The following is a 20,996-nucleotide window of genomic DNA, read 5'->3' as shown; positions in this document are numbered from 1 at the left end:
TTATCTTAATTTTGGATAAGCAGCAGGATCAGCTTCATTCATTATTGAGTATATATATTCAAAAATATCTTCAATAGAAGGTTTACTGAAATAATCTCCATCTGTTCCAAAAGCAGGTCTATGTGGTTGTGCGCTTAATGTTTGTGGTTTACTATCTAGGTATTGATAAACATTTTGTTCATCAATAAGCTTATGTAAAATATAACCAGTAGCACCACCAGGTACATCTTCATCAATAATTAATAATCGATTGGTTTTGGATACACTTTTTGCGATATCATGATGTAAATCAAAAGGGAGTAAAGACTGGACATCAATGATTTCGGCATTAATGCCAACAGATAATAATTCTTTTGCAGCTTGTTCTACTAATCGTAGTGTAGAACCATAAGATACAAGAGTGATATCGCTTCCCTCTTTTATAGTTTCAACAACACCTATCGGGGTTCTGATATCAGATAAATTAGAAGGCATCTTTTCCTTTAGACGATAACCATTAAGGCATTCTACTACTAATGCCGGTTCATCACTTTCCATCAATGTATTATAAAATCCTGCGGCTTTAGTCATATTTCTTGGTACAAGAATGTGAATTCCTCGAAGTAAATGAATAAGACCACCCATTTGAGAACCCGAATGCCATATCCCTTCTAATCTATGACCTCTAGTTCGTATGATCAATGGAGCTTTTTGCTTGGCAAAAGTTCTATACCGTAGTGTGGCAAGATCGTCACTTAATCCTTGAATACAGTATAGGATATAATCTAAATACTGGATTTCTGCAATAGGTCTTAGCCCTCTCATGGCCATCCCAATTCCTTGTCCAATTATAGTAGCTTCACGAATACCAGCATCAGATACTCTAATTTGACCAAATTTTTCCTGAAGACCTTCTAGTCCTTGGTTTACATCACCAATTTTTCCACTATCTTCTCCAAAAATTAAAGCTTCTGGAATTCTATCGAATAATTTTTCAAAATTATCTCTGATAATAAGTCTGCCATCTACTAGTTCTGCATTGTTATCAAAAACAGGTAACACTTCTTTGATGCTGATAACATTGTTATCATTTTCACTGTATAAATGATCACTGTATTTAGGCTGGATATTTGCAATATATGTATTGATCCAATTTTGCAACATCAATTTTTCTGCAAAATTTTCTTTCGTGAGATAGCGTAATGTTTTTCTTGTGGCTTCGAGAATGTCTTTTCGAATTGGCTCTTCTTTTGATGCCAACGAAGTAATAAGAGGAGAGATAAAGTTTTTATTAGCACTTTTTTCTTCAACAGCTTTTAATACTTCGAGTGCTTCTTTTTGTTCAGATTTTATTTCAGATATAAAAGCGTTCCAGGCATTTGTTTTTCCTTGTCTTACTTCCTTTTTTGCTGCTTTCTCAAAATCAAGTAACTCTTCTACTGTTGCAATGTTATGATCAATGATCCATTCTTTAAATTTTTTATTGCAATCATATTCACGCTCCCAATTTAATCGTTCTTCACTTTTATATCTTTCATGCGATCCAGAAGTAGAATGCCCTTGAGGTTGGGTAAGTTCTTTTACGTGAATAATAACAGGAATATGCTTTTCCCGAGCTAATTCTTCTGCACGTTCATAAGTACTCATTAACGAAGGATAATCCCAGCCATTTACTTTTAAAATTTCATAACCCTCATGATTTTCATCTCGTCTGAAACCTTCTAGAATTAAAGAGATATCTTCTTTTGTTGTTTGGTGTTCTGCATGTACAGAAATTCCATATTCATCATCCCAGATACTAATTACCATAGGTACTTGTAAAACTCCTGCGGCATTTATTGTTTCCCAGAATAAGCCTTCGCTTGTACTGGCATTACCAATAGTTCCCCATGCAACTTCATTTCCTTGAGTAGAAAAATTAGTAAGATTCTCAACACTCTTTTCATTGCGGTATACCTTTGATGCCTGAGCTAAACCTAATAGACGGGGCATTTGTCCAGCCGTAGGAGAGATGTCAGAACTAGAGTTTTTTTGTTGAGTTAGATTTTTCCAGGAGCCATCTTCATTTAAACTATGGGTGGCGAAGTGGCCTCCCATTTGTCTTCCAGCAGCAAAAGGTTCTTTTTGGATATCTGTATGTGCATATAAGCCAGCAAAAAATTGTTCTATAGTATATTGATCAATAGCCATCATAAAGGTTTGATCTCTATAATATCCAGACCTAAAATCTCCATTACGAAAAACTCTTGCCATTGCAAGTTGAGGGAGTTCTTTTCCTCCTCCAAAAATTCCAAATTTTGATTTACCCGTTAATACTTCACGTCTTCCTAATAAACTACATTCTCTACTAATCAATGCGATTTTATAATCGCTAAGTATTTGATTTCTATATTCTTCGAATGAAATATTAGATGAAGTAACGGTTTCAGGCTGCATGTGAACGATTTTTTTATAGGGTGCAAATTTAGTTAAAATAGACGCCATTTGCAAGGTAAAAACTCTTAATTTTTTTGAATATAATTCAGTTAAAATGCTTTTTTATTAGCAAATTGTCTTTTTTGGGTGGTATTTTAAGGATTGATTAACAAATGCGCAAAATTTTCACATTTATATGATGTCTTGGATATTCCTAATACCATTCTCTGGTAAAAAGTCCTATCAATGTCTCTGGACTTAGCGTAATAATAAATCGAATCTGTTCTTCATAGTTGGGTTGTGAGATTTCCCATCCTTTATTTGAAACTACTGGAAAGAAAACTTCAAAATAATCAGCAACTAAGCTTAATCGAACTCCTGCGTCATATACAAATTTGGGAGAAATATTTTTGTTTTTTACTAAACCAACATCTCCATATGCATAAATCCAATTCCAGATGTTTGTATTTGCATTAAATGTTGTAATCCATTGATTTGCAAATGGATAATCTAGTTGAGATTTAAATCCTCCTTCGGCCAAAATAATTTGTTGGCTTACAAAACCAGTATCTTCGCTACGTCCTAAATAATTATAATCAAATAAGTAATCTGTTGGCCTATCCAGAGCAAAGCTAAAGAAATCTCCATCTTTCTCTGTATCATTAAAAAGGAAAGTACCAGCAAATAATCTTAGATTTAACTGACGATTATTTAGAAACAACTTTCTGTAATTTATGGTTGTAGATACTTTGCTAAAGTTTTTTGATAATTGATAATCAATTGTATATCCTAAAAAATTAATAAGATTAAAATCAGAGTATCTGTACCTGGCATTAAATACATTATAATCAGGAGTGACAACAGGATTCTCCTCATCTCTTTCTCTAAAGACATTAATGTTTCTAAGAGTTAATCTTTGATTTTCATTTGACCTTAAATCCTTTGGTCTGAAACGAAAACTAACAGAGGTAGAAAATCGCCTAAACAATAAATCGGGAGCATAACTAAACATGCTTCCACTTACACCATATCGTATCTGATATAATCCATAATCTGCAATTTGATGTCTATTAAAAATAGATGCTGATCCTAATAGTTTATTCGATTTAAAACCATATGCAGGGGATATATTGTATTCAAAATTTCGTCGTATAATGGATCTATTGTAAAATTTTGAAGCTAAAGTAAAACCATCATATACATTAAATTCAATTTCCGGAATAAAAAAAACTTGACTATATCTTGGATCTTCAACATCTTCAAGAAATCTGAATTGTATAGGTTTGTTAAATATCCATTTTAAGTTTCTATAATTATTTCTTCTATTTACCTCAGGTATATTTTGATCATAATCCAATATAAGTTTACTAATATCCTCATTAGCAATTGTTACTTTTTTGGTATCATTAATTTCTGTAACCCATGTTTTAGAAACTAGTTCTTTTTTTCTAAAGCCGTAAAGCGATACGGGCATAGTATTATCGCTCTTATTTTTTATAGTAACCTCAAGAGAGTCATTTCTTTTTTTAACAGATTTTATTTTAAAGTCTAGTTTTTTGTTTGTTGCAATAAAATCTTCAAAAAACCACTCAATATCTTTAGAAGACAATGATGAGAGTACTTTTTTATATGCGTTTGAATTTGTGTGTTTTAGAACATTTTGCGTGTAAAAGTCTTTTATACTTTGGTCAACAATATTATCGTCTCCCAAATAATCTTCTAAGTATTTAAATCCAACTCCTGCTTTATATGAATTAGCAATATTTCTATTAAATTTTACCAACTCATCTCTTGGCATGGTAAGAGGTTGATCTAAGAATAATCTGGCCATATTTTTATAAGCTAGAAAATATTGATCGTTAAAATCCAAATCTGCTGCATGAAACCATCTTATGCCAATTACTTTACTAAGCTTACCAATAATTTTCATTTCTGGATAATACTTTTCTGTATATGCCATCATTAAGTAGATGTGTATAGCATCTTTTACCCAGGTATCATTTCTTGGATCGATAAGTAGTGTTTTCTCAAGATAATTTCCAGTTATTGTTTTTAATTGCTTTATTTCATATTGAAAGCCATCTGGAAAAGGTCTTAGGATATCAGGTAACTGGTTTAAGCCATATACAGGATTGTTTTTATAATCATTTTCAGAAACCAATAATTTGTCAAAAGGGTAAGGGCCTAACCTTTGATTTAAAAAAGTAATAATTCTGTCTATAGCTACAGATTTCATTTTTGGCATTAGATCATTATCATCTATATTGCTAACCAATTCAGTACCATTTGTAGAAAAACTATAAAACGAAAGGTTCTTTTCAATGTAAAGATTTATTTCATTTCTATTATCTCCTGTAAGTTGGATCGTTTTATTTGTTTTTTCTTCTGAAGATGAAATCGTCTCTTTTTTTAACTCACTCATGACCTCATATTCTTCTGGAATAGTGAGATTTATTTTATAATTTGCCAGTGGGGCATACAAGTCATCTAAGTTTTTATGGCTATAAATATTCCATTTTGTATCATATACAGCAGGAACGATATACCAATATTTTAAACTAAAATTTCCGTTTGCATGATATCCATACCGTGTAAATTTGTTACTCGGTACTTTGATTTGGTATTTTAAAAGAAAAGTTTGATTTTGCCCTGGATAAATAGGTTGGGAGGTCTCAATCCATATAATATCGGGAGTCTTGTTATAGCGACTCCATAATAAAGGCTGAGAATTGTTATCAGTTACTTTTTGAATTACAGAACTCCCTCGTTCATTGTCCTTTGCAAAATAGAATTTCTTTAAAAAGTCTTCAGAAAATCTTTTCCCTAGCGGAGTGTTTTTATTTGAGAAACTATGCGCCCAATCATGAAAGAATATTTTTGAAAGCGTATCATTTGATGTATTTGTATAGGTAATTTCTTGCTCAATTGTTAAGATCTTTTTTTGAGGATCCAATTGAGCATCTATAAGTATACTATGCTGCGCTGATGACGTAATAGTCAACGCAAAAAAAACAATTATGAAATTATATAGTCTCTTAATATTCAATTCTTAGATTTAATAAAAAGTGCTTTTAACAAATAGAACAATTATAAAACTCACTTTATATACGAGCTGGATTTAAATTGTTTTTAAAAAGCTATGCCTTGATATGTGATTATTTGTGTTAATATTCAATTTAAGTAACTCATTTGATAATAAAATGTTTCAGAAGTTTGGACTTAAATTATATTCTCCATAGAATTTATCTAAGATATCTAATACTTCTTTGGGGGTATCTACAACATGAATAAGATCCAAGTCTCCCGGACTTATGTTGCTAAACTTTTCAAGTAATGTACTTTTAACCCAATCAATAAGTCCCCCCCAAAACTCAGTACTTACTAATATAATAGGAAATTTTGCAATTTTTTTAGTTTGTATTAATGTTATCGCTTCGAATAACTCATCTAATGTTCCGAATCCACCAGGCATAACTACAAATCCTTGAGAGTATTTCACAAACATTACCTTTCGAACAAAGAAGTAATCAAAATCTAGGCTTTTATCGCTATCGATATATGGATTATCATGCTGTTCAAATGGTAATTCAATGTTTAGTCCTACAGAAGTTCCACCTCCTAAATGAGCACCTTTATTTCCAGCTTCCATAATACCAGGGCCACCACCAGTAATTACTCCATATCCTTGATTTACAATTTCTTTGGCAACATCTACAGCTAGTTGGTAATATTTATCGTCTACTTTTGTACGTGCTGATCCAAAAATTGAAACACAAGGTCCAATTTTACTCATTTTTTCGAATCCATTTACAAATTCTCCCATGATCTTGAAGATTGCCCAGGAATCATTAGTTTTTATTTCGTTCCAACCTTTATGGTGTTGTTCTTTTCTCATAAATCGTATGCTTTAATTTAAAACGCCTAGTTCTTTCTTTAAAAACTTAGCAGTATAACTCTTTTTATCTTTTATAATTTCTTCTGGAGTACCTTTGGCTACAACTTTTCCTCCGTTTTTTCCTCCTTCATAACCAATATCTATGATATAATCAGCCATTTTAATTACATCAAGATTGTGCTCTATAATGAGGACTGTATTTCCTTTGTCTACCAATGTATTCAATACATCCATTAGTACTCTAATATCTTCAAAATGCAGCCCTGTAGTGGGTTCGTCTAAGATATAAAATGTATTACCAGTATCTCTTTTGGATAATTCTGTAGCCAGTTTGATACGTTGTGCTTCTCCACCAGATAAGGTAGTGGATTGCTGGCCCAAGGTAATATATCCTAAGCCAACATTTTGTATAGTTTTTAATTTTCTGAAGATCTTTGGAACATGTTCAAAAAATAAACATGCTTCATTAATAGTCATTTCTAGTACATCTGAGATGGATTTACCTTTGTAACGAATTTCTAAAGTTTCTCTATTAAAACGTTTTCCTTGACACGTTTCGCACTCTACATACACATCTGGTAGGAAATTCATTTCAATAACCCGTAAGCCTCCTCCTTTACAAGTTTCACATCTTCCTCCTTGTACATTAAAGCTAAAACGTCCAGGTTTATATCCTCTGATCATTGCTTCCGGAGTTTTAGCAAATAAGCTTCGTATTTCAGAGAAAACTCCAGTATATGTAGCAGGATTAGATCTTGGAGTACGACCAATTGGAGATTGGTTGATATCAATTACTTTATCAGAATGTTCAAGCCCTTTTATGCTTTTGTATGGCATTGGTTTTTTTACTCCGTTAAAATAATATGCATTTAAGATAGGATAAAGCGTTTCATTAATAAGCGTAGATTTGCCACTTCCGGAAACTCCGGTTATTGCAACCATTTTTCCTAATGGGATGTCTATAGAAACATTTTTTAGATTATTTCCTGTTGCTCCTTTTAGTGAAATAGTTTTTCCATTTCCTTTTCTTCTTTTTGCAGGTATTTCTATTTGTTTTTTACCACTTAGATAGTCAGCTGTTAATGTATTGTGAAGTTTTAAATCCAGAGGAGTACCTTCGCTAATAATTTCGCCTCCATGTTTTCCTGCTAAAGGTCCTATATCAATAACATGATCGGCACGTTCGATCATATCTTTATCATGTTCAACAACTATAACAGAATTGCCTATATCCCGTAATTGAATTAGAGAGTTGATTAATTTTTCGTTGTCCCTTTGATGTAACCCAATACTTGGTTCATCAAGAATATATAAAACTCCTACTAATTGAGAACCTATTTGAGTAGCAAGACGAATACGTTGAGCTTCTCCTCCAGAAAGGGATTTACTACTTCTGTTAAGAGAAAGATAGGTAAGACCCACATCAATCAAAAAACGAAGTCTGGCATTAATCTCTTTTAATATTTCTCCAGATATGGCTTTTTGTTTTTCGCTTAAGAGCTCAGGAAGTGCTATAAACCATTCAGAAAGCTCTATGATATCCATTGCAGCTAATTCTGCGATATTCTTTTCATTAACTTTAAAGTATAGTGACTCTTTACGTAATCGTGATCCTTCGCATGTTGGGCACTGCACATTGTCCATAAAATCTTTTGCCCATCGTTTTAAAGAAGTGGAGTCATTATTTTTATAGGTGTTTTCTATAAAAGTAGCTATGCCTTCAAAGTCAATTTTATATTCTCGTGTTACCCCTAAGGTTTTACTATCTATGCTAAACTTCTCTTTTCCTCCATGAAGAATAATTTCCATTGCATCCTCTGGGATTTTATGTATTGGATCGCTGAGTTTAAAATCAAAGCGTTGAGCTATTAATTCTAACTGTTTAAAAATCCAATTATTCTTTTGTGGCCCTTGTGGAGCTAACCCTCCGTTTTTAATAGATAAAGAATCATCGGGTATTATTTTTTTTAGGTTAACCTCATAAAGATTACCAATCCCATTACATTTTGGACATGCTCCTTTTGGAGAATTAAAGGAAAAGTTATTGGGTTCAGGATTTGGATATGATATTCCGCTAGAAGGACACATTAGATTTCTACTAAAGAAACGAGCTTCTTTAGCACCTTCTTCAATAACCATTAAAACATCATCACCATGATACATTGCGGTATTGATGGTTTCCATTAGACGTTTTGAATTATCTTGACCTTCTGTAATCATTAATCGGTCAATTACAATCTCAATATCATGAGTTTTGTACCGATCGAGTTTCATTCCTTTGGTAATATCCTTGATTTCACCATCTGTACGAACTTTTACAAATCCTTGCTTAGCGATTTGTTCAAAAAGTTCACGATAATGTCCTTTTCTTGAGCGTACAATGGGAGCTAGAATATTTATTTTTTTTCCAGTGAAATCTTTTGTTATAAGGTTTTGGATTTGCTCATCACTATAGCTTACCATTTTTTCCCCAGTATTATAACTATATGCATCACTTCCTCTGGAAAATAACAGTCTTAAAAAATCATAAATTTCTGTGATTGTTCCTACTGTACTGCGAGGGCTTTTACTTGTTGTTTTTTGTTCTATAGCGATGACAGGAGAAAGTCCATCAATTTTATCTACATCAGGGCGTTCTAGGCCTCCCAAAAATTGTCTTGCATAGGCAGAAAAGGTTTCTATATATCGTCGTTGCCCTTCTGCATAAATAGTATCAAAAGCCAAAGACGATTTTCCAGAACCTGATAATCCGGTAATTACTACTAATTTTTCGCGAGGTATGGTAACGTCAATGTTCTTTAAGTTATGAACCCGTGCTCCTAAAACCTCAATATTTTCTTCTGATGCGACCATAAATTTTAAACCAAGATTGCAAATGTAGTTATTTGAGAGCGTTTTGTAAAATAGGTTTAGTTTCAGTTTTGTTAATTGAATCTTATTTTTTTAAAGAGAAGCAAAATAATCGCAATACGACTGATGTTGAAGAAGAAAAAGTATCAAAATTTAATTTCATTATATACAAATGAGTTGGTAATCGACATTCATTTCCTGGCTTTTTTTGCAGTATTAATTTTTCTAATTAATACTAATCTTACTATTTTTAAAAAAAAATATAATTATGATTTTAGGGATAGGATCCAGAATAAAACATCCAGAATTTGGATTAGGTGTCGTCACTAATGTGACTTCAAAAATGTATTGGGTAACTTTTATTGAAAATGGACTGGAGACCATAGGAGTTGATGATGAATATGAAGTTATAGAGGGGGTAGAAGATGAAGTAGATACTGTGAGTTTTAGCGAAGTAGAGAAGGCCTTAAGAGATATTTTAAAACGATATAGTGATGTTTCAGAAATTATTCCTATTGCTGATAAATGGAAAGGGGGAAACCTAATTTTGCAACCAGGAGATCAGAATCTGTCATCAAAAGAATTACCTATAGATAAATTCTTTCATAAAATAGTTATGGTGAGAGATAGGATCAGGGTTATGGAACAAAAAATTAATAGTTCAAAACTTGATGATCAAGATAAAATAGATTTACAACAATATATTACAAGAATTTATGGTAGTTTAACAACATTCAATGTGCTATTTAAGAATAAATCTCAGCAATTTGTTGGGGATAGTTCTAAAAATAAATAAGCACTAAAATGATCACATTACTTAATGGAAAAAGTTTTGTATATTTTTTAATCGTTCCATGCTTTTAGATTGGTTATTGGAATTCCAAAGCCTAATAGTTTGTGTTGTTGAGAGAGGTGCGCTCCGCTATCTGTGTCTATCCAGTTTTCCCATGTGGCTTCAATACCACCTATAGGAATTATAGAAACCCACATTTTATAACTAATAGGACGATAATTAGAATCAACTTTCCATAAATAAGAATCACCGGGAGTTGTACCACCAGAGGAATATGTTACTAATAACCCTTTGGAGTTATCTTTTAATGTAATTAATTGTCGAGTAGTTTTTTTGTCGAATAATTTATGGGGAGCAACTACCCAAAATGAATCATTGTTAAAATTTGCAAGGGCTTTTTTTATAATTTTATCCGAGAAATGCTCAGGATTTACAAGCTTATTTCTTTCTGGGTGATCAAGATCAAGAATTACTTTATGTCCATCATAATCTACTTGTACTGTGTTCTTTCGTTTGTCCCAGATATAGTGATTTTTATTTCTAAAAGTCCATTGTAAATAATCTGTTTTTATATATTGATCATGTTTGACAGCATTTTGAATTTTTAATGCAAAATTATCAGCCTTAATTCCTGCTTCACCTTCAGGAAGTTTTTCGTGTAAAGAAAAATATAAAGTGGCAATTGTAATAACGATCAAGGCAAGAATACTTAATACTAATATTTTAAAAAGCTTTATAAGTTTTTTTCTCAATGGATAGTGGTTTAAAAATAGTTTTATATTCTATTGATATTATTACAATAACAGAAACTTAATGTACTAGAATATAAATTTCTGCCAATTTAGTGAAATACTAAAAATAATATTGGTTTTTTAAATTAACTTTATTTGATTCTAAATGTTTTAGCACTAATGTGGTTTACCGTATTTTAAATATAGTTTTTAGGTTTTAGTTAACAATTTTTTTATTTTAGCTAAGCTTCCTATAAATGCCCCTATTGTTTTGAAAAATATTTTTAAGCTACATTTCTTTGTTATTTTGTTTTTTGTATCTGCTATTTCACTTCCTGCGATTCAAGCACAAAAACGTAATGTTATTGATAGCCTCAATTCTAGATTGGCAAATTCTAGTGGTGAAGATCGTGCTTCTACATTATTAGCCTTGGCTAAGGTTTACCAAAATAAAGATCAAAAAAAGACAATTAAATATGCAGAAAGAGTAATAGAATTAAGTGAGAAAATAAATGATCAGGTAAATATTGGACGAGCACATACGTTGATTGGTGATGCATATATCATTACAGGTAAGTATAAAGAATCTGCTAAGCATTTTGAGATTGCAAAAACTATCTTTTCTACGATTAAAAGTGAAAAAGATGAAGCGAACTTATATAGGTATATGGGAGAATTATACCTTAAAACTCATGATGACCAAAATGCTAAAGAATATTATCATAAAAGTTTAACAATTTGTAAAAAAATAAATGATACCGATGGAATTGCCTGGAGTATGAATGGACTTGTTGAAATTTATTCTGATGATGGAAAAAATGAAAAAGCCAAATCTTTTGCTGAAGAAGCATTAAACTTTGCAAAAATACTTAATGATAACAATCTACAGATTAACCTGCATGCAAAAATTGCAGATTTAATAGCTAAGCAAAACGGTAGTATAGAAGAGGTAAGTAGACATCACGAAAAAGCACTTTCAATTGCAAAAAGAATTGATAATCCCAGAGCAATTAGTGGTATTACTATGCGTAGAGCATTGTTTTTTAGTAGAAGAGGTAAATATGATGAAGGTCAAAAGTATTATTTAGAAGCTTTAAAAGTTTGCCAGAAGCATGGATATTATAAAAACATTATTAATATATATACCAATTTAGGGATAACTGCTCTTATTGTTAAAGGAGATTACCAAAAGTCTTTGGAGTATTTTGGTAACGCTTTGGAGATCTCAAAACAAGTAGAGGATCAAGAAAATGAAGCTAGTCTTCTGGGTATGTTGGGAGCTGTACATATAGAGCAAGGTAATTATCAAAAAGGGATTGAACTTTTGTATGAAAGCCTTGTTTTTTATGAAAAATCAAATGATAAACGAGAATTACCAGGTATTTATAATAATATTGGCGAAGCTTTTTTTCTATTGAATGATTATAAGATGGCTGAAGAAAATTATAAAAAGTCACTGGCTATTTTCAAAGAAAAGAATAGGGTAACAGGAATGATGGTTGCAAATTTAAATCTAGGCAGAACCAAAGTCAAACAAAAAGAATTTACTACCGCTATATCATATTTGGATCAGGTTTATAATGAGTTTGATGAAAATACAAGCCCTAGACAAATTCTACTTTATTATGATGCCATGGCAGAATGTATGCGTAGCCAGGGTAAAAATACTGAAGCTCTTACTTACCTCAATAAGGCTTTAGAAATGGATAAAGAATTAGGAAAGTTGAAAAAAGTTGCAATAGAATTGTATACTAGATTAGGCATGATTTATTATGAATTGGAAGATTATAAAAAGTCAGAACATTTTTTTCAGAAAAGTTTAAAGCTTTCACTTGAAACAAAATCCCGAACCGAAATTCAGAATAATTATTTTTGGCTATCTAAATGTTATGAAAAGTTAAATGAACATGAGAAAGGATTATTATATTATAAAAAATATACTTCAATAAAGGATAGTATTTTTAGCCTCAATAAGATTAAACAAATTGCAGATATACAGATAAAATACGATACTGATAAAAAAGAAAAAGAAATTTTACTTCTTCAAAAAGAGAAAGAATATCAAGCTATTTTATTTAATAGTCAAAAAGATGAATTATATAGAGTGAATCTGGAAACAGATTTGGAAAAAGAACGAAAAGAGCGAGATATAATTCAATTAAAAGCGGCACAACGAAAAAGTTTGATTGATCAATTAAATATGGAGAATAGTCTGCAAATTGCAGAAAAAGAAATTCAAAATAATCAAATAAAAATTCAAAAATCACAGTTAGCACGTGAAGCTATTCTTAGAAATATAGCTATAGCAGGAGGGATCCTTGCTTTATTGGCATCTTTCTTTACAATAATGTATTATCGTCAGAGATTAAAAACACAAAAGATAATAGCTAAAAAAGAAATAGAAGCAATAAATGCAAATCATGATGGTAGAGAAAAGGAAAGAGAAAGAATAGCAAAAGAATTACATGATGGGATAGGAGGAAATCTAGCTGCTATAAAATTGGATTTAAATAAACTATCAGGAGTTTCTGATTCTGATCTGCAAACTATAATAAAGAATGTAAATGGAACATATAATGAGGTGCGTGCATTGTCGCATCATTTAATCCCTCCTAAAATTCTTAATAATACGTTTGAAAAATTAATAAACGATTATCTAACCGATTTATCAAAGACATGCACTTTTGCAATACATAATGATTTCTTTCCTCCGTCTGGGTTTAATCAACTCGAGGATACAATAAAAATCGAATTATATAGAATCACTCAGGAATTAATGAGTAATATTATTAAACATGCATATGCAGAGAGAGTAGATTTACAATTCACAATCCTGGATGAAACGATTAAGCTTATCATTGAAGATGACGGAATTGGTTTTGATGTGGAAAAGTCCTCAAAAGGAATAGGGTTAAGTAATATCTCTTCGAGAACAAAAACATTAGGCGGTACTATGTATATTGATACGTTAAGAAATAGAGGAACTGTAATAGAAATTAATATACCATTTATAGAGAAAAAGGTTATTGCAAAACGTAATCTACTTAAAAGGTCTGTTTCACAGTTTCTTAATGTTATAAATTTTTAAATCAAATTTTATAATGCCATTAAAAATTAGAGTGAAGCATAATATCCAAAGGATTTAAGTATTAGTTCGTCTGATGCGGTGCAATTATATTTTGCTTCTCCAATTGCAGATAATAAAACAAAATAAATATTTCCTTTTTCATTCTTTTTATCATGAATTAGTAAGTCCATAATGTCTTGATATGTATTAGGGTCAATATCTATTTTTGGGAATGTAGCCAAGATCACCTGACTAATATATTCAAGATCATTAAAAGATAAGGATAGTACCTGGGTAGAAAGATATGCTTCCATTATCATCCCTATGGCTATAGCTTCTCCATGTAATAGTGTGGTTTTTTCGGGATGTGTTAGATAAAACGATTCTATAGCATGTCCCAGGGTATGCCCGAAATTTAGGTACTTTCTAATGTTTTGTTCTGTAGGATCTTCAAAAACAATTTTATTTTTAATAACAACAGAATCATAAATCATTTGATCTAAATCTTCAAAATCCAGTTGTGATAAATCACTTATTTTTTCCCAATATTGACGATCTTGTATAAGTCCATGTTTTAACATTTCTGCGAATCCACTACACATTTGGTTAACTGGTAATGTTGTAAGATATTCGGTATCTATTAAAACCATTTCAGATTCACTAATCACTCCGACCATATTTTTCAAATTTCCTAAGTCAACACCTGTTTTTCCACCAACAGAGGCATCTACCATAGCCAATAATGAAGTTGGGATATTGATATATGTAATTCCCCTCTTATATGTACACGCTATAAAACCACCGATATCAGTAATTACACCACCTCCTAGGTTAATCATTAGACTTTTGCGATCCATACCTAACTCTGATAGTGCATTCCATATACCACTACAAGTTTCAATAGTTTTATGAATTTCACCGCTTTCTATTTCAATAACTTCAATATCATACTCTTTTTCGATTTTACTCATAAATAATGATAAACAATATTCGTGTGTATTGCTATCTACAAGAATACAAATCTTAGAATGATTAGCTTTTTCTAAATAATTGTTTAACGTAGTATAACATTCCTGACCAAAAAAAACGGTTGAATCTTTTGAAACTATGGGCTTCATATATGGGTGAATTAATGAGAGGCGAAATTAAGTAGAATTTGCAAAAAAATAAACTCGCAAGTTCTATATTTGCAGATATCCTAAAATAAGCAATAAGGATTGATGAAAATCAATCATATTTTTAGTAATATATCTTCTGGACTGAAGATTCTTAAAAATTAATTATTAATGAGTCAAAATAACTTGTTCGACAATACAGAAACAGCCTTTGCTTTGAAGAGTGATTCAGAGCTGGAAAGAGCATATTTTCTTTTTAAAATGATTTCTAATGAACCTTTGGTTAGAATAGGTACAGCGGTAACAAATTTTGCAATAAAAGCACATCTACCAGTTCAGGGATTGATAAGAGCCACTGTTTTTGATCATTTTTGCGGTGGAGTTAGTGAAGAAGATTGTTTATCTGTAGTTGATAAGATGTATGTTAAAAAAGTATGTTCTGTACTCGATTATTCTGTAGAAGGAAAAGAAGAAGAAACTCAGTTTGATGCGGTGCTAGAAAAAACATTAAAACTTCTCGAATTTGCCGATGAAAAAGACGCCATGCCTTTTAGTGTATTTAAACCTACAGGATTTGGGCGCTTTCTAATTTGGCAGAAGAAAACAGAAGGAACAACATTAACTTCAGAAGAAGAAAAAGAATGGGAGCGTATCGAGGAACGTTTTGATAAAGTATGTAAAAAGGCATACGATTGCGATGTAGCACTATTAATTGACGGAGAAGAAAGTTGGATGCAGGACGCTGCAGATGAATTGGTTGCCAGAATGATGCGCAAATATAATAAGGAAAAGGCTATTGTTTATAACACATTGCAATTATATAGACATGATCGCCTAGAGTATTTAAAACGTTTGCATGAAGAAGCAAGGGTGCATGATTTTAAAATAGGAGTCAAAATCGTTCGAGGCGCATATATGGAAAAGGAAAATGAACGCGCTAAAGAAAAAGGATATCCAACACCTATTTGTAAGGATAAAGAACATACAGATCAAAATTTTGACGAGACGATGACCTATATTCTAGAACATCTTAATGATATTTCGGTTTTTATAGGAACGCACAATGAAGAAAGCAGTTATAAGGCTATGGAATTGATGACAAAACTAAATATTGACAAAAATGATTTTAGAGTTTGGTTTGGCCAGCTCTATGGTATGAGTGATCATATAAGTTTCAATCAAGCGGCAGAAGGATATAATGTTGCAAAATACTTACCTTTTGGACCTGTACGAGATGTAATGCCCTATTTAATACGAAGGGCAGAAGAAAACACATCTGTTGCCGGCCAGACAAGTAGAGAGTTAAATTTATTGTCACAAGAAAAGAAACGAAGAAAGTTATAGGCAAAAATGTATTAGGCTTATAATTTTCAGTTTATTTTTATGTTTTGTAAAACTTAAGAGATTATCTGAAAATGAATTTAAATCAAATTACTGTACCTTCTCTTGATCTAGAGAAATCAATTATATTTTATAAAAAATTAGGATTACGTCTTATTGTAGAATCGCTACCGCATTATGCGCGTTTTGAATGTGTAGAGGGTAATGCAACATTTTCTATACATGAAGTTGAAGAATTACCAAAAGGAGATGGGGTATATGTTTATTTTGAAACCGAAAAATTAGATACAGAAGTACAACGTCTTAGTAAGGAGGGACTTGAGTTTGATCAGTTACCCACCGATCAACGTTGGCTTTGGCGAGAGGCAAGATTGAAAGATCCAGATGGGAATCAAATCATTTTATACTTTGGTGGAGATAATAGAAAAAATCCGCCCTGGAGAATAAATTAAAATATAAGGTATTATTTTCAACAGGACTAAATAATGAGCAATTCTATTCTAGATCAAACTTTCAAAAACAAAAATTTTTCTGGACAAAAGTTACCTGCCAGAGAATATGACAATTGTATTTTTTTTAATTGTAATTTTTCTGATACAGATCTGTCTGTAATTACTTTTTTAGAATGCAAATTTGATCGTTGTAATTTTAATAACGTAATGATGAAAGAAACTTCTTTTCAAGAAGTAGTTTTTACAGAATGTAAAATGCTGGGAATAGATTTTAGTACGTGCAATGATTTTTTATTTACCATAGAATTAGATCATTGCAATCTCGAATATGCCTCTTTTTATGGATTTAAACTAAAGAATACAATATTTAGAAGTTGTAACCTCAAAAGAGCTGATTTTACAGAAACTAACCTTACAGGTTCCGTATTTGCAAACTGTGATTTAGCAGAAGCTTTATTTGAAAGGACCATTGCAAGTAAAACAGATTTTAGATCGGCTAAGAATTATAACATTAATCCAGAATCTAATATGCTTAAAAACGCAAAATTTAGTGTTTTAGGTTTACAGGGGTTATTAATGAAGTATGATTTGGATATTGAATGATCCCAAAAAAATAAAATGTATGATGTTTAGATTTCATAAAAAATACTTTGCTTTAACAATTCTTGTGTTTTTAATAGAAGTATGTATTGCGATGTATATAGATGATGCTATTATTCGACCTTATTTTGGAGATACACTTGTTGTGCTTCTTTTGTACTATGGAGTTAGAAGTTTTTTTGATATTCATCCAAAAACAGTAGCAATAGGTGCACTTTTATTTTGCTATCTCGTCGAAATCATGCAATACTTTCAAATAGTTACTATTTTAGGACTACAAGAATCAAAATTAGCCAGAATTATTATTGGAAGTTCTTTTTCATGGTTTGATATGATCGCTTACACTTTAGGGTTTATTTTAATACTTTGGTTAGAGAAAATAAATGTTTTTAGTATGTTCTCTGCAAAGCATTCATGATTTATAATTCATTTTTGAATATATCCATTGAATCATTGTTATTTGCTACTATAATCAACTTACCTCTTGCTGTTTTAATGGATACCATATGCCTAACGTCTTTATCAGCAAAAAAACCAGACTTTAAATTTGAAAGAAGAGAAAATTCACCTTTACTATCACCTTTTAAAAAAGAACCAATTCCTGCATCTGCTCTAGTAGTTTCTACCTCTGATTGGTAATTATTGCCAGCTAAGACCAAATCCTTTATTCCATCTCCATCAAAATCATCAAACAAAATACTATTAATCGGAGACTGTTGAACTTGTTGAGGAAAAGGGGAGAAGGTATAATTGTTATCTCCTTTATTCAAAAATATACCCGAACGAAATTCTACAGCTTTATAGTGCAAAGCAGATTCTAGACCTTTCCCCAGGATACTATTGAGATCACCATTTGCAAATTCATTATATGTTGGAATTTTCCTCGCTAAATGTGGAATTTGTTGTGCAGTACATACTTTTCCTCTTACAGGAACTTTTTTATCATTATAATATTTTGCCAAAATGATATCTTCATTTCCATTAAAATCAAAATCATGAGTATATACATGAAAAGGCTTTTCTTTAGAGGCATGAAATTTATAGTTTGTTCCCAGGTTTCCTGCTATAATATCTTGATCTCCATCATTGTCAACATCTGAAACTAATACGGTATTCCACCAACCCGTTGTAGTTGACAGGGTTTTGTACTGAGTACTTTTTATAAGTTTATTTTTTGTGTTGATAAAGACTTCAATTCCCATCCATTCTCCAGTGACTATTAAATCTAAGGCGTTATCTCCATTAATATCTGTCCATACAGCATCAGTGACCATTCCTATTTGTTCCAGTTCTGGAGCTAATTCTTGTGTTGCACGACTAAATGTACCTTTGGTATTAATCAATAAATAACTTATAGGTGAATATGGATATTTTCCTGGTATAACACGTCCTCCAACAAATAAATCAATATCTCCATCGTTATCATAATCAGCGGGAACGACAACAGATCCAGCAGTTATTACTTCTGGAAGTGCTTGCGTTGTTTTTGAAAAATTTCCATGGCCATCATTTAAATATAATCTGTCCTGTAATAATTTAGGGTTCTTACTAAACTCATAACTCCCACTCACAACATAAAGGTCTTGATCTCCATCATTGTCAGCATCAAAAAATGAAGCTCCGACATCTTCTCTTTGTTTATCGCTTACAAAATCTTTTACAGGTATATGCTTAAAACGATTGTTCTTTTGTCCGATTAAAAGAGTACCGGGTTGTTTATGAGCTCCACCGATATAAATATCTTCTAATCCATCATTATTGACGTCGCTTTTTGCTATTGCTGGTCCGGTTTGAGAAAGTTTATGAGGTAGTAATATCTGTAAATCATAATCATTAAATGGTTGTTCGGTATGATTATAATTAGATGCTATTTTACTAAAAAGTGTAGTGTTAGCTATCTTTTCGGGTGAAGTATTGTTTTCTTCTATAAGTGATGCATCTATATAATCCACTTTGATGGTCTGATTTGCATTTGCACTTATAATTTCTTGTTGTTTTCCATCTGGCCAAAGGATATCGATTTTTGCAATAGAGTCATTTTTTTGAAAGCCGAAATGTAAAACATTTGAAACAGAAGATAAAAAACCTCTTGTATTTATAAGTTGACGAGATTGTTTGTTGTTGTTTATGAAATGAAGTTTTACTGTTGTACCGACTCCAAATTTATTTTTTTCTGGCCCTTGTAACTCAACTTTAAGAAAACTACCGGTTTTTGTTTGTATAGCATTATTTTTAAGTACTGTAGCTTTATCATTTATATTATTGACTACTATATCAAGATCTCCATCGTTATCTAGATCTGCATAAGTTGCACCATTTGAAAATGTGGGTATGCTATCTGCCCATTTTGCTGAAGTGTTTTCAAAAGTATGATCTCCATTGTTTTTAAAAAAATAATTTGTTAGTTTTTGCTGAGGTAACATCTGAGCAAATTTTAAAAAATCTTCTGGAGATGGTTTTCTATTATTGTTTCTTAATATCTGAAGGATTTCATTATTCTTATCTCGGTCAATAACATCTCTATATACACCATTAGTAACATAGATATCGTTATAACCATCTAGGTCAAAATCGGCAGATAATATAGACCAACTCCAATCAGTATTTGCCATACCGGCCATATTTGCTATCTCACTAAAGGTGGAATTACCGTTATTAAGCTGAAGCATATTATGCATATATTGATGGTGATATCCATTCTTTGTCATCGCTTCAAATTTTGCTATAGAAGTCATCGCCATAGTGGTTTTGGATCGTACATAATCCTCAGGATTCATGTCTAAAGTCATAATATCCATCAACCCATCGTTATTGATATCTGCAATATCACTCCCCATGCTATTAAATGACATATGTTTAAATAGTTTGTCTTTAGACTCTGTAAATGTGCCATCGGTATTATTGATGTACACCAAATCGGGTACATTAAAATCATTGCAAACGTATATATCTTGCCAACCATCATTATTAAGATCTCCTACTTGTGGATTTAGCCCAAACCCAATATCGTATAAAAGCCCTGCTTTCTCAGAAACATCAGTAAAATGACCTGTTCCATCATTGTTATATAACCTGTCGCACCCTTTAAGTGTAAGTGTTTTAGAATCTTTTTGTACAGCATTAAGATCGATTACTTTAGCTCTACTAGTGATATCAGGAGTATTAGAAATGTATACATCAAGATCATTGTCATTGTCATAATCAAAAAATGTAGCTTGTATTGTTCTATTTGCATCAGCTAACCCAAGTTCTTCAGCTTTTTCAGTAAAAGTTATTTGTCCTGAGCTTGTAGATGGACCGTTATTAATATAAAGCATATTGGCAAATGCATTATTTTCATCTTGCCACCCTCCACGAGAGATATAGATGTCCAGAAAACCATCATTATTTACATCGGCTATAGTTACCCCGGTATCAAATCCTTTTCTTTTTTCTATACCGGATGTTTTGGTAATATCTTCAAATTTAAAATTTCCTTTATTTATATAAAGTTTGTTGTCAGATGTATTTGAAATAAAAAATAAATCTATTAGTCCATCATTATTAAAGTCTGCTGAGGCAACACCTCCTCCAATATAAGTATACATATATTGATAATAATTAGACTCTAAAGTTTCTGTTAATGTATTTTCAAAATCAATACCAGATTGATCAGGAAGAATCGAAGTAAAGAGTTTTTTTGTTTCTGTATTTTCTTTTGATATAGAATTGTTTTCTGATTCTGAACAAGAGGTATAGAAAAGACAAATTACTCCCAT

The 20,996-nt window shown here is 31.5% G+C and carries 13 protein-coding genes; 6 read left to right on the top strand and 7 right to left on the bottom strand.

Annotation, left to right across the window (positions count from 1 at the left end; all coding sequences use genetic code 11):
- The 4 genes from DK442_RS19555 to uvrA all read right to left on the bottom strand — a co-directional run bounded on the left by DK442_RS19555 (position 1) and on the right by uvrA (position 9,142).
- Positions 1-2,415, bottom strand: coding sequence for a thiamine pyrophosphate-dependent enzyme (locus tag DK442_RS19555; RefSeq protein ID WP_109437577.1), 2,415 nt, complete (start codon positions 2,413-2,415; stop codon positions 1-3).
- A gap of 193 nt (positions 2,416-2,608) precedes the next feature.
- The gene (locus DK442_RS19550) at positions 2,609-5,440 is read right to left on the bottom strand and encodes a metalloprotease (protein WP_109437576.1); all 2,832 of its coding nucleotides are present in this window, start codon (positions 5,438-5,440) and stop codon (positions 2,609-2,611) included.
- A 159-nt stretch (positions 5,441-5,599) separates the two neighbouring features.
- A complete protein-coding gene (locus DK442_RS19545; protein ID WP_109437575.1) occupies positions 5,600-6,289 on the bottom strand; it encodes a TIGR00730 family Rossman fold protein in 690 nt (229 codons plus the stop codon).
- Between the two features lie 12 nt (positions 6,290-6,301).
- A complete protein-coding gene (gene uvrA / locus DK442_RS19540) occupies positions 6,302-9,142 on the bottom strand; it encodes an excinuclease ABC subunit UvrA (protein WP_109437574.1) in 2,841 nt (946 codons plus the stop codon).
- 265 nt (positions 9,143-9,407) lie between these two features.
- Between uvrA and DK442_RS19535 the strand changes: the two genes are divergently transcribed.
- Complete coding sequence (locus DK442_RS19535) at positions 9,408-9,935, top strand: hypothetical protein (protein ID WP_109437573.1); 528 nt, start codon at positions 9,408-9,410, stop codon at positions 9,933-9,935.
- Positions 9,936-9,982: 47 nt separating this feature from the next.
- Here DK442_RS19535 and DK442_RS19530 read toward each other — a convergent pair whose 3' ends face one another.
- Positions 9,983-10,684, bottom strand: a complete 702-nt coding sequence (locus DK442_RS19530) for a hypothetical protein (protein ID WP_109437572.1) — start codon at positions 10,682-10,684, stop codon at positions 9,983-9,985.
- A gap of 250 nt (positions 10,685-10,934) precedes the next feature.
- Here DK442_RS19530 and DK442_RS19525 point away from each other — a divergent pair, with 250 nt between their 5' ends.
- Positions 10,935-13,751, top strand: a complete 2,817-nt coding sequence (locus DK442_RS19525) for a tetratricopeptide repeat protein (RefSeq protein WP_160114267.1) — start codon at positions 10,935-10,937, stop codon at positions 13,749-13,751.
- A gap of 26 nt (positions 13,752-13,777) precedes the next feature.
- On the opposite strand, the gene aroB is transcribed toward DK442_RS19525, so the two are convergent.
- On the bottom strand, positions 13,778-14,848 hold the full coding sequence (gene aroB, locus DK442_RS19520; protein ID WP_109437570.1) for a 3-dehydroquinate synthase: 1,071 nt from the start codon (positions 14,846-14,848) through the stop codon (positions 13,778-13,780).
- Positions 14,849-15,016: 168 nt separating this feature from the next.
- Here aroB and DK442_RS19515 point away from each other — a divergent pair, with 168 nt between their 5' ends.
- From DK442_RS19515 to DK442_RS19500, 4 genes are all read left to right on the top strand, one after another.
- Entirely contained in the window at positions 15,017-16,189 is a 1,173-nt protein-coding gene (locus DK442_RS19515; RefSeq protein WP_109437569.1) for a proline dehydrogenase family protein, read from the top strand.
- A gap of 71 nt (positions 16,190-16,260) precedes the next feature.
- Positions 16,261-16,638 carry a VOC family protein gene (locus DK442_RS19510; RefSeq protein WP_109437568.1) on the top strand — a complete coding sequence of 126 codons (378 nt, stop codon included), beginning with the start codon at positions 16,261-16,263 and terminating at the stop codon, positions 16,636-16,638.
- A gap of 33 nt (positions 16,639-16,671) precedes the next feature.
- Positions 16,672-17,241, top strand: a complete 570-nt coding sequence (locus tag DK442_RS19505) for a pentapeptide repeat-containing protein (protein WP_109437567.1) — start codon at positions 16,672-16,674, stop codon at positions 17,239-17,241.
- A gap of 19 nt (positions 17,242-17,260) precedes the next feature.
- Positions 17,261-17,656, top strand: a complete 396-nt coding sequence (locus DK442_RS19500; protein ID WP_200825139.1) for a DUF2809 domain-containing protein — start codon at positions 17,261-17,263, stop codon at positions 17,654-17,656.
- A gap of 1 nt (position 17,657) precedes the next feature.
- Here the strand turns inward: DK442_RS19500 and DK442_RS19495 are convergent, their stop codons facing one another.
- The gene (locus DK442_RS19495) at positions 17,658-20,996 is read right to left on the bottom strand and encodes a VCBS repeat-containing protein (RefSeq protein WP_109437863.1); all 3,339 of its coding nucleotides are present in this window, start codon (positions 20,994-20,996) and stop codon (positions 17,658-17,660) included.

It is taken from the genome of Aquimarina sp. AU119 (assembly GCF_900312735.1).
In the GTDB taxonomy this organism is placed as follows: domain Bacteria; phylum Bacteroidota; class Bacteroidia; order Flavobacteriales; family Flavobacteriaceae; genus Aquimarina; species Aquimarina algiphila.
Note: the sequence above shows the minus strand (reverse complement) of the source record. Positions and strands in the feature narration are given on the sequence as shown.

Coding starts and splice junctions, on each gene's coding strand:
- DK442_RS19495 (WP_109437863.1), bottom strand. CDS start 20,996: ATGGGAGTAATTTGTCTTTTCTATACCTCTTGTTCAGAATCAGAAAAC.
- DK442_RS19510 (WP_109437568.1), top strand. CDS start 16,261: ATGAATTTAAATCAAATTACTGTACCTTCTCTTGATCTAGAGAAATCA.
- DK442_RS19545 (WP_109437575.1), bottom strand. CDS start 6,289: ATGAGAAAAGAACAACACCATAAAGGTTGGAACGAAATAAAAACTAAT.
- DK442_RS19515 (WP_109437569.1), top strand. CDS start 15,017: ATGAGTCAAAATAACTTGTTCGACAATACAGAAACAGCCTTTGCTTTG.
- DK442_RS19555 (WP_109437577.1), bottom strand. CDS start 2,415: ATGCAGCCTGAAACCGTTACTTCATCTAATATTTCATTCGAAGAATAT.
- uvrA (WP_109437574.1), bottom strand. CDS start 9,142: ATGGTCGCATCAGAAGAAAATATTGAGGTTTTAGGAGCACGGGTTCAT.
- DK442_RS19500 (WP_200825139.1), top strand. CDS start 17,261: ATGATGTTTAGATTTCATAAAAAATACTTTGCTTTAACAATTCTTGTG.
- DK442_RS19535 (WP_109437573.1), top strand. CDS start 9,408: ATGATTTTAGGGATAGGATCCAGAATAAAACATCCAGAATTTGGATTA.
- DK442_RS19505 (WP_109437567.1), top strand. CDS start 16,672: ATGAGCAATTCTATTCTAGATCAAACTTTCAAAAACAAAAATTTTTCT.
- aroB (WP_109437570.1), bottom strand. CDS start 14,848: ATGAAGCCCATAGTTTCAAAAGATTCAACCGTTTTTTTTGGTCAGGAA.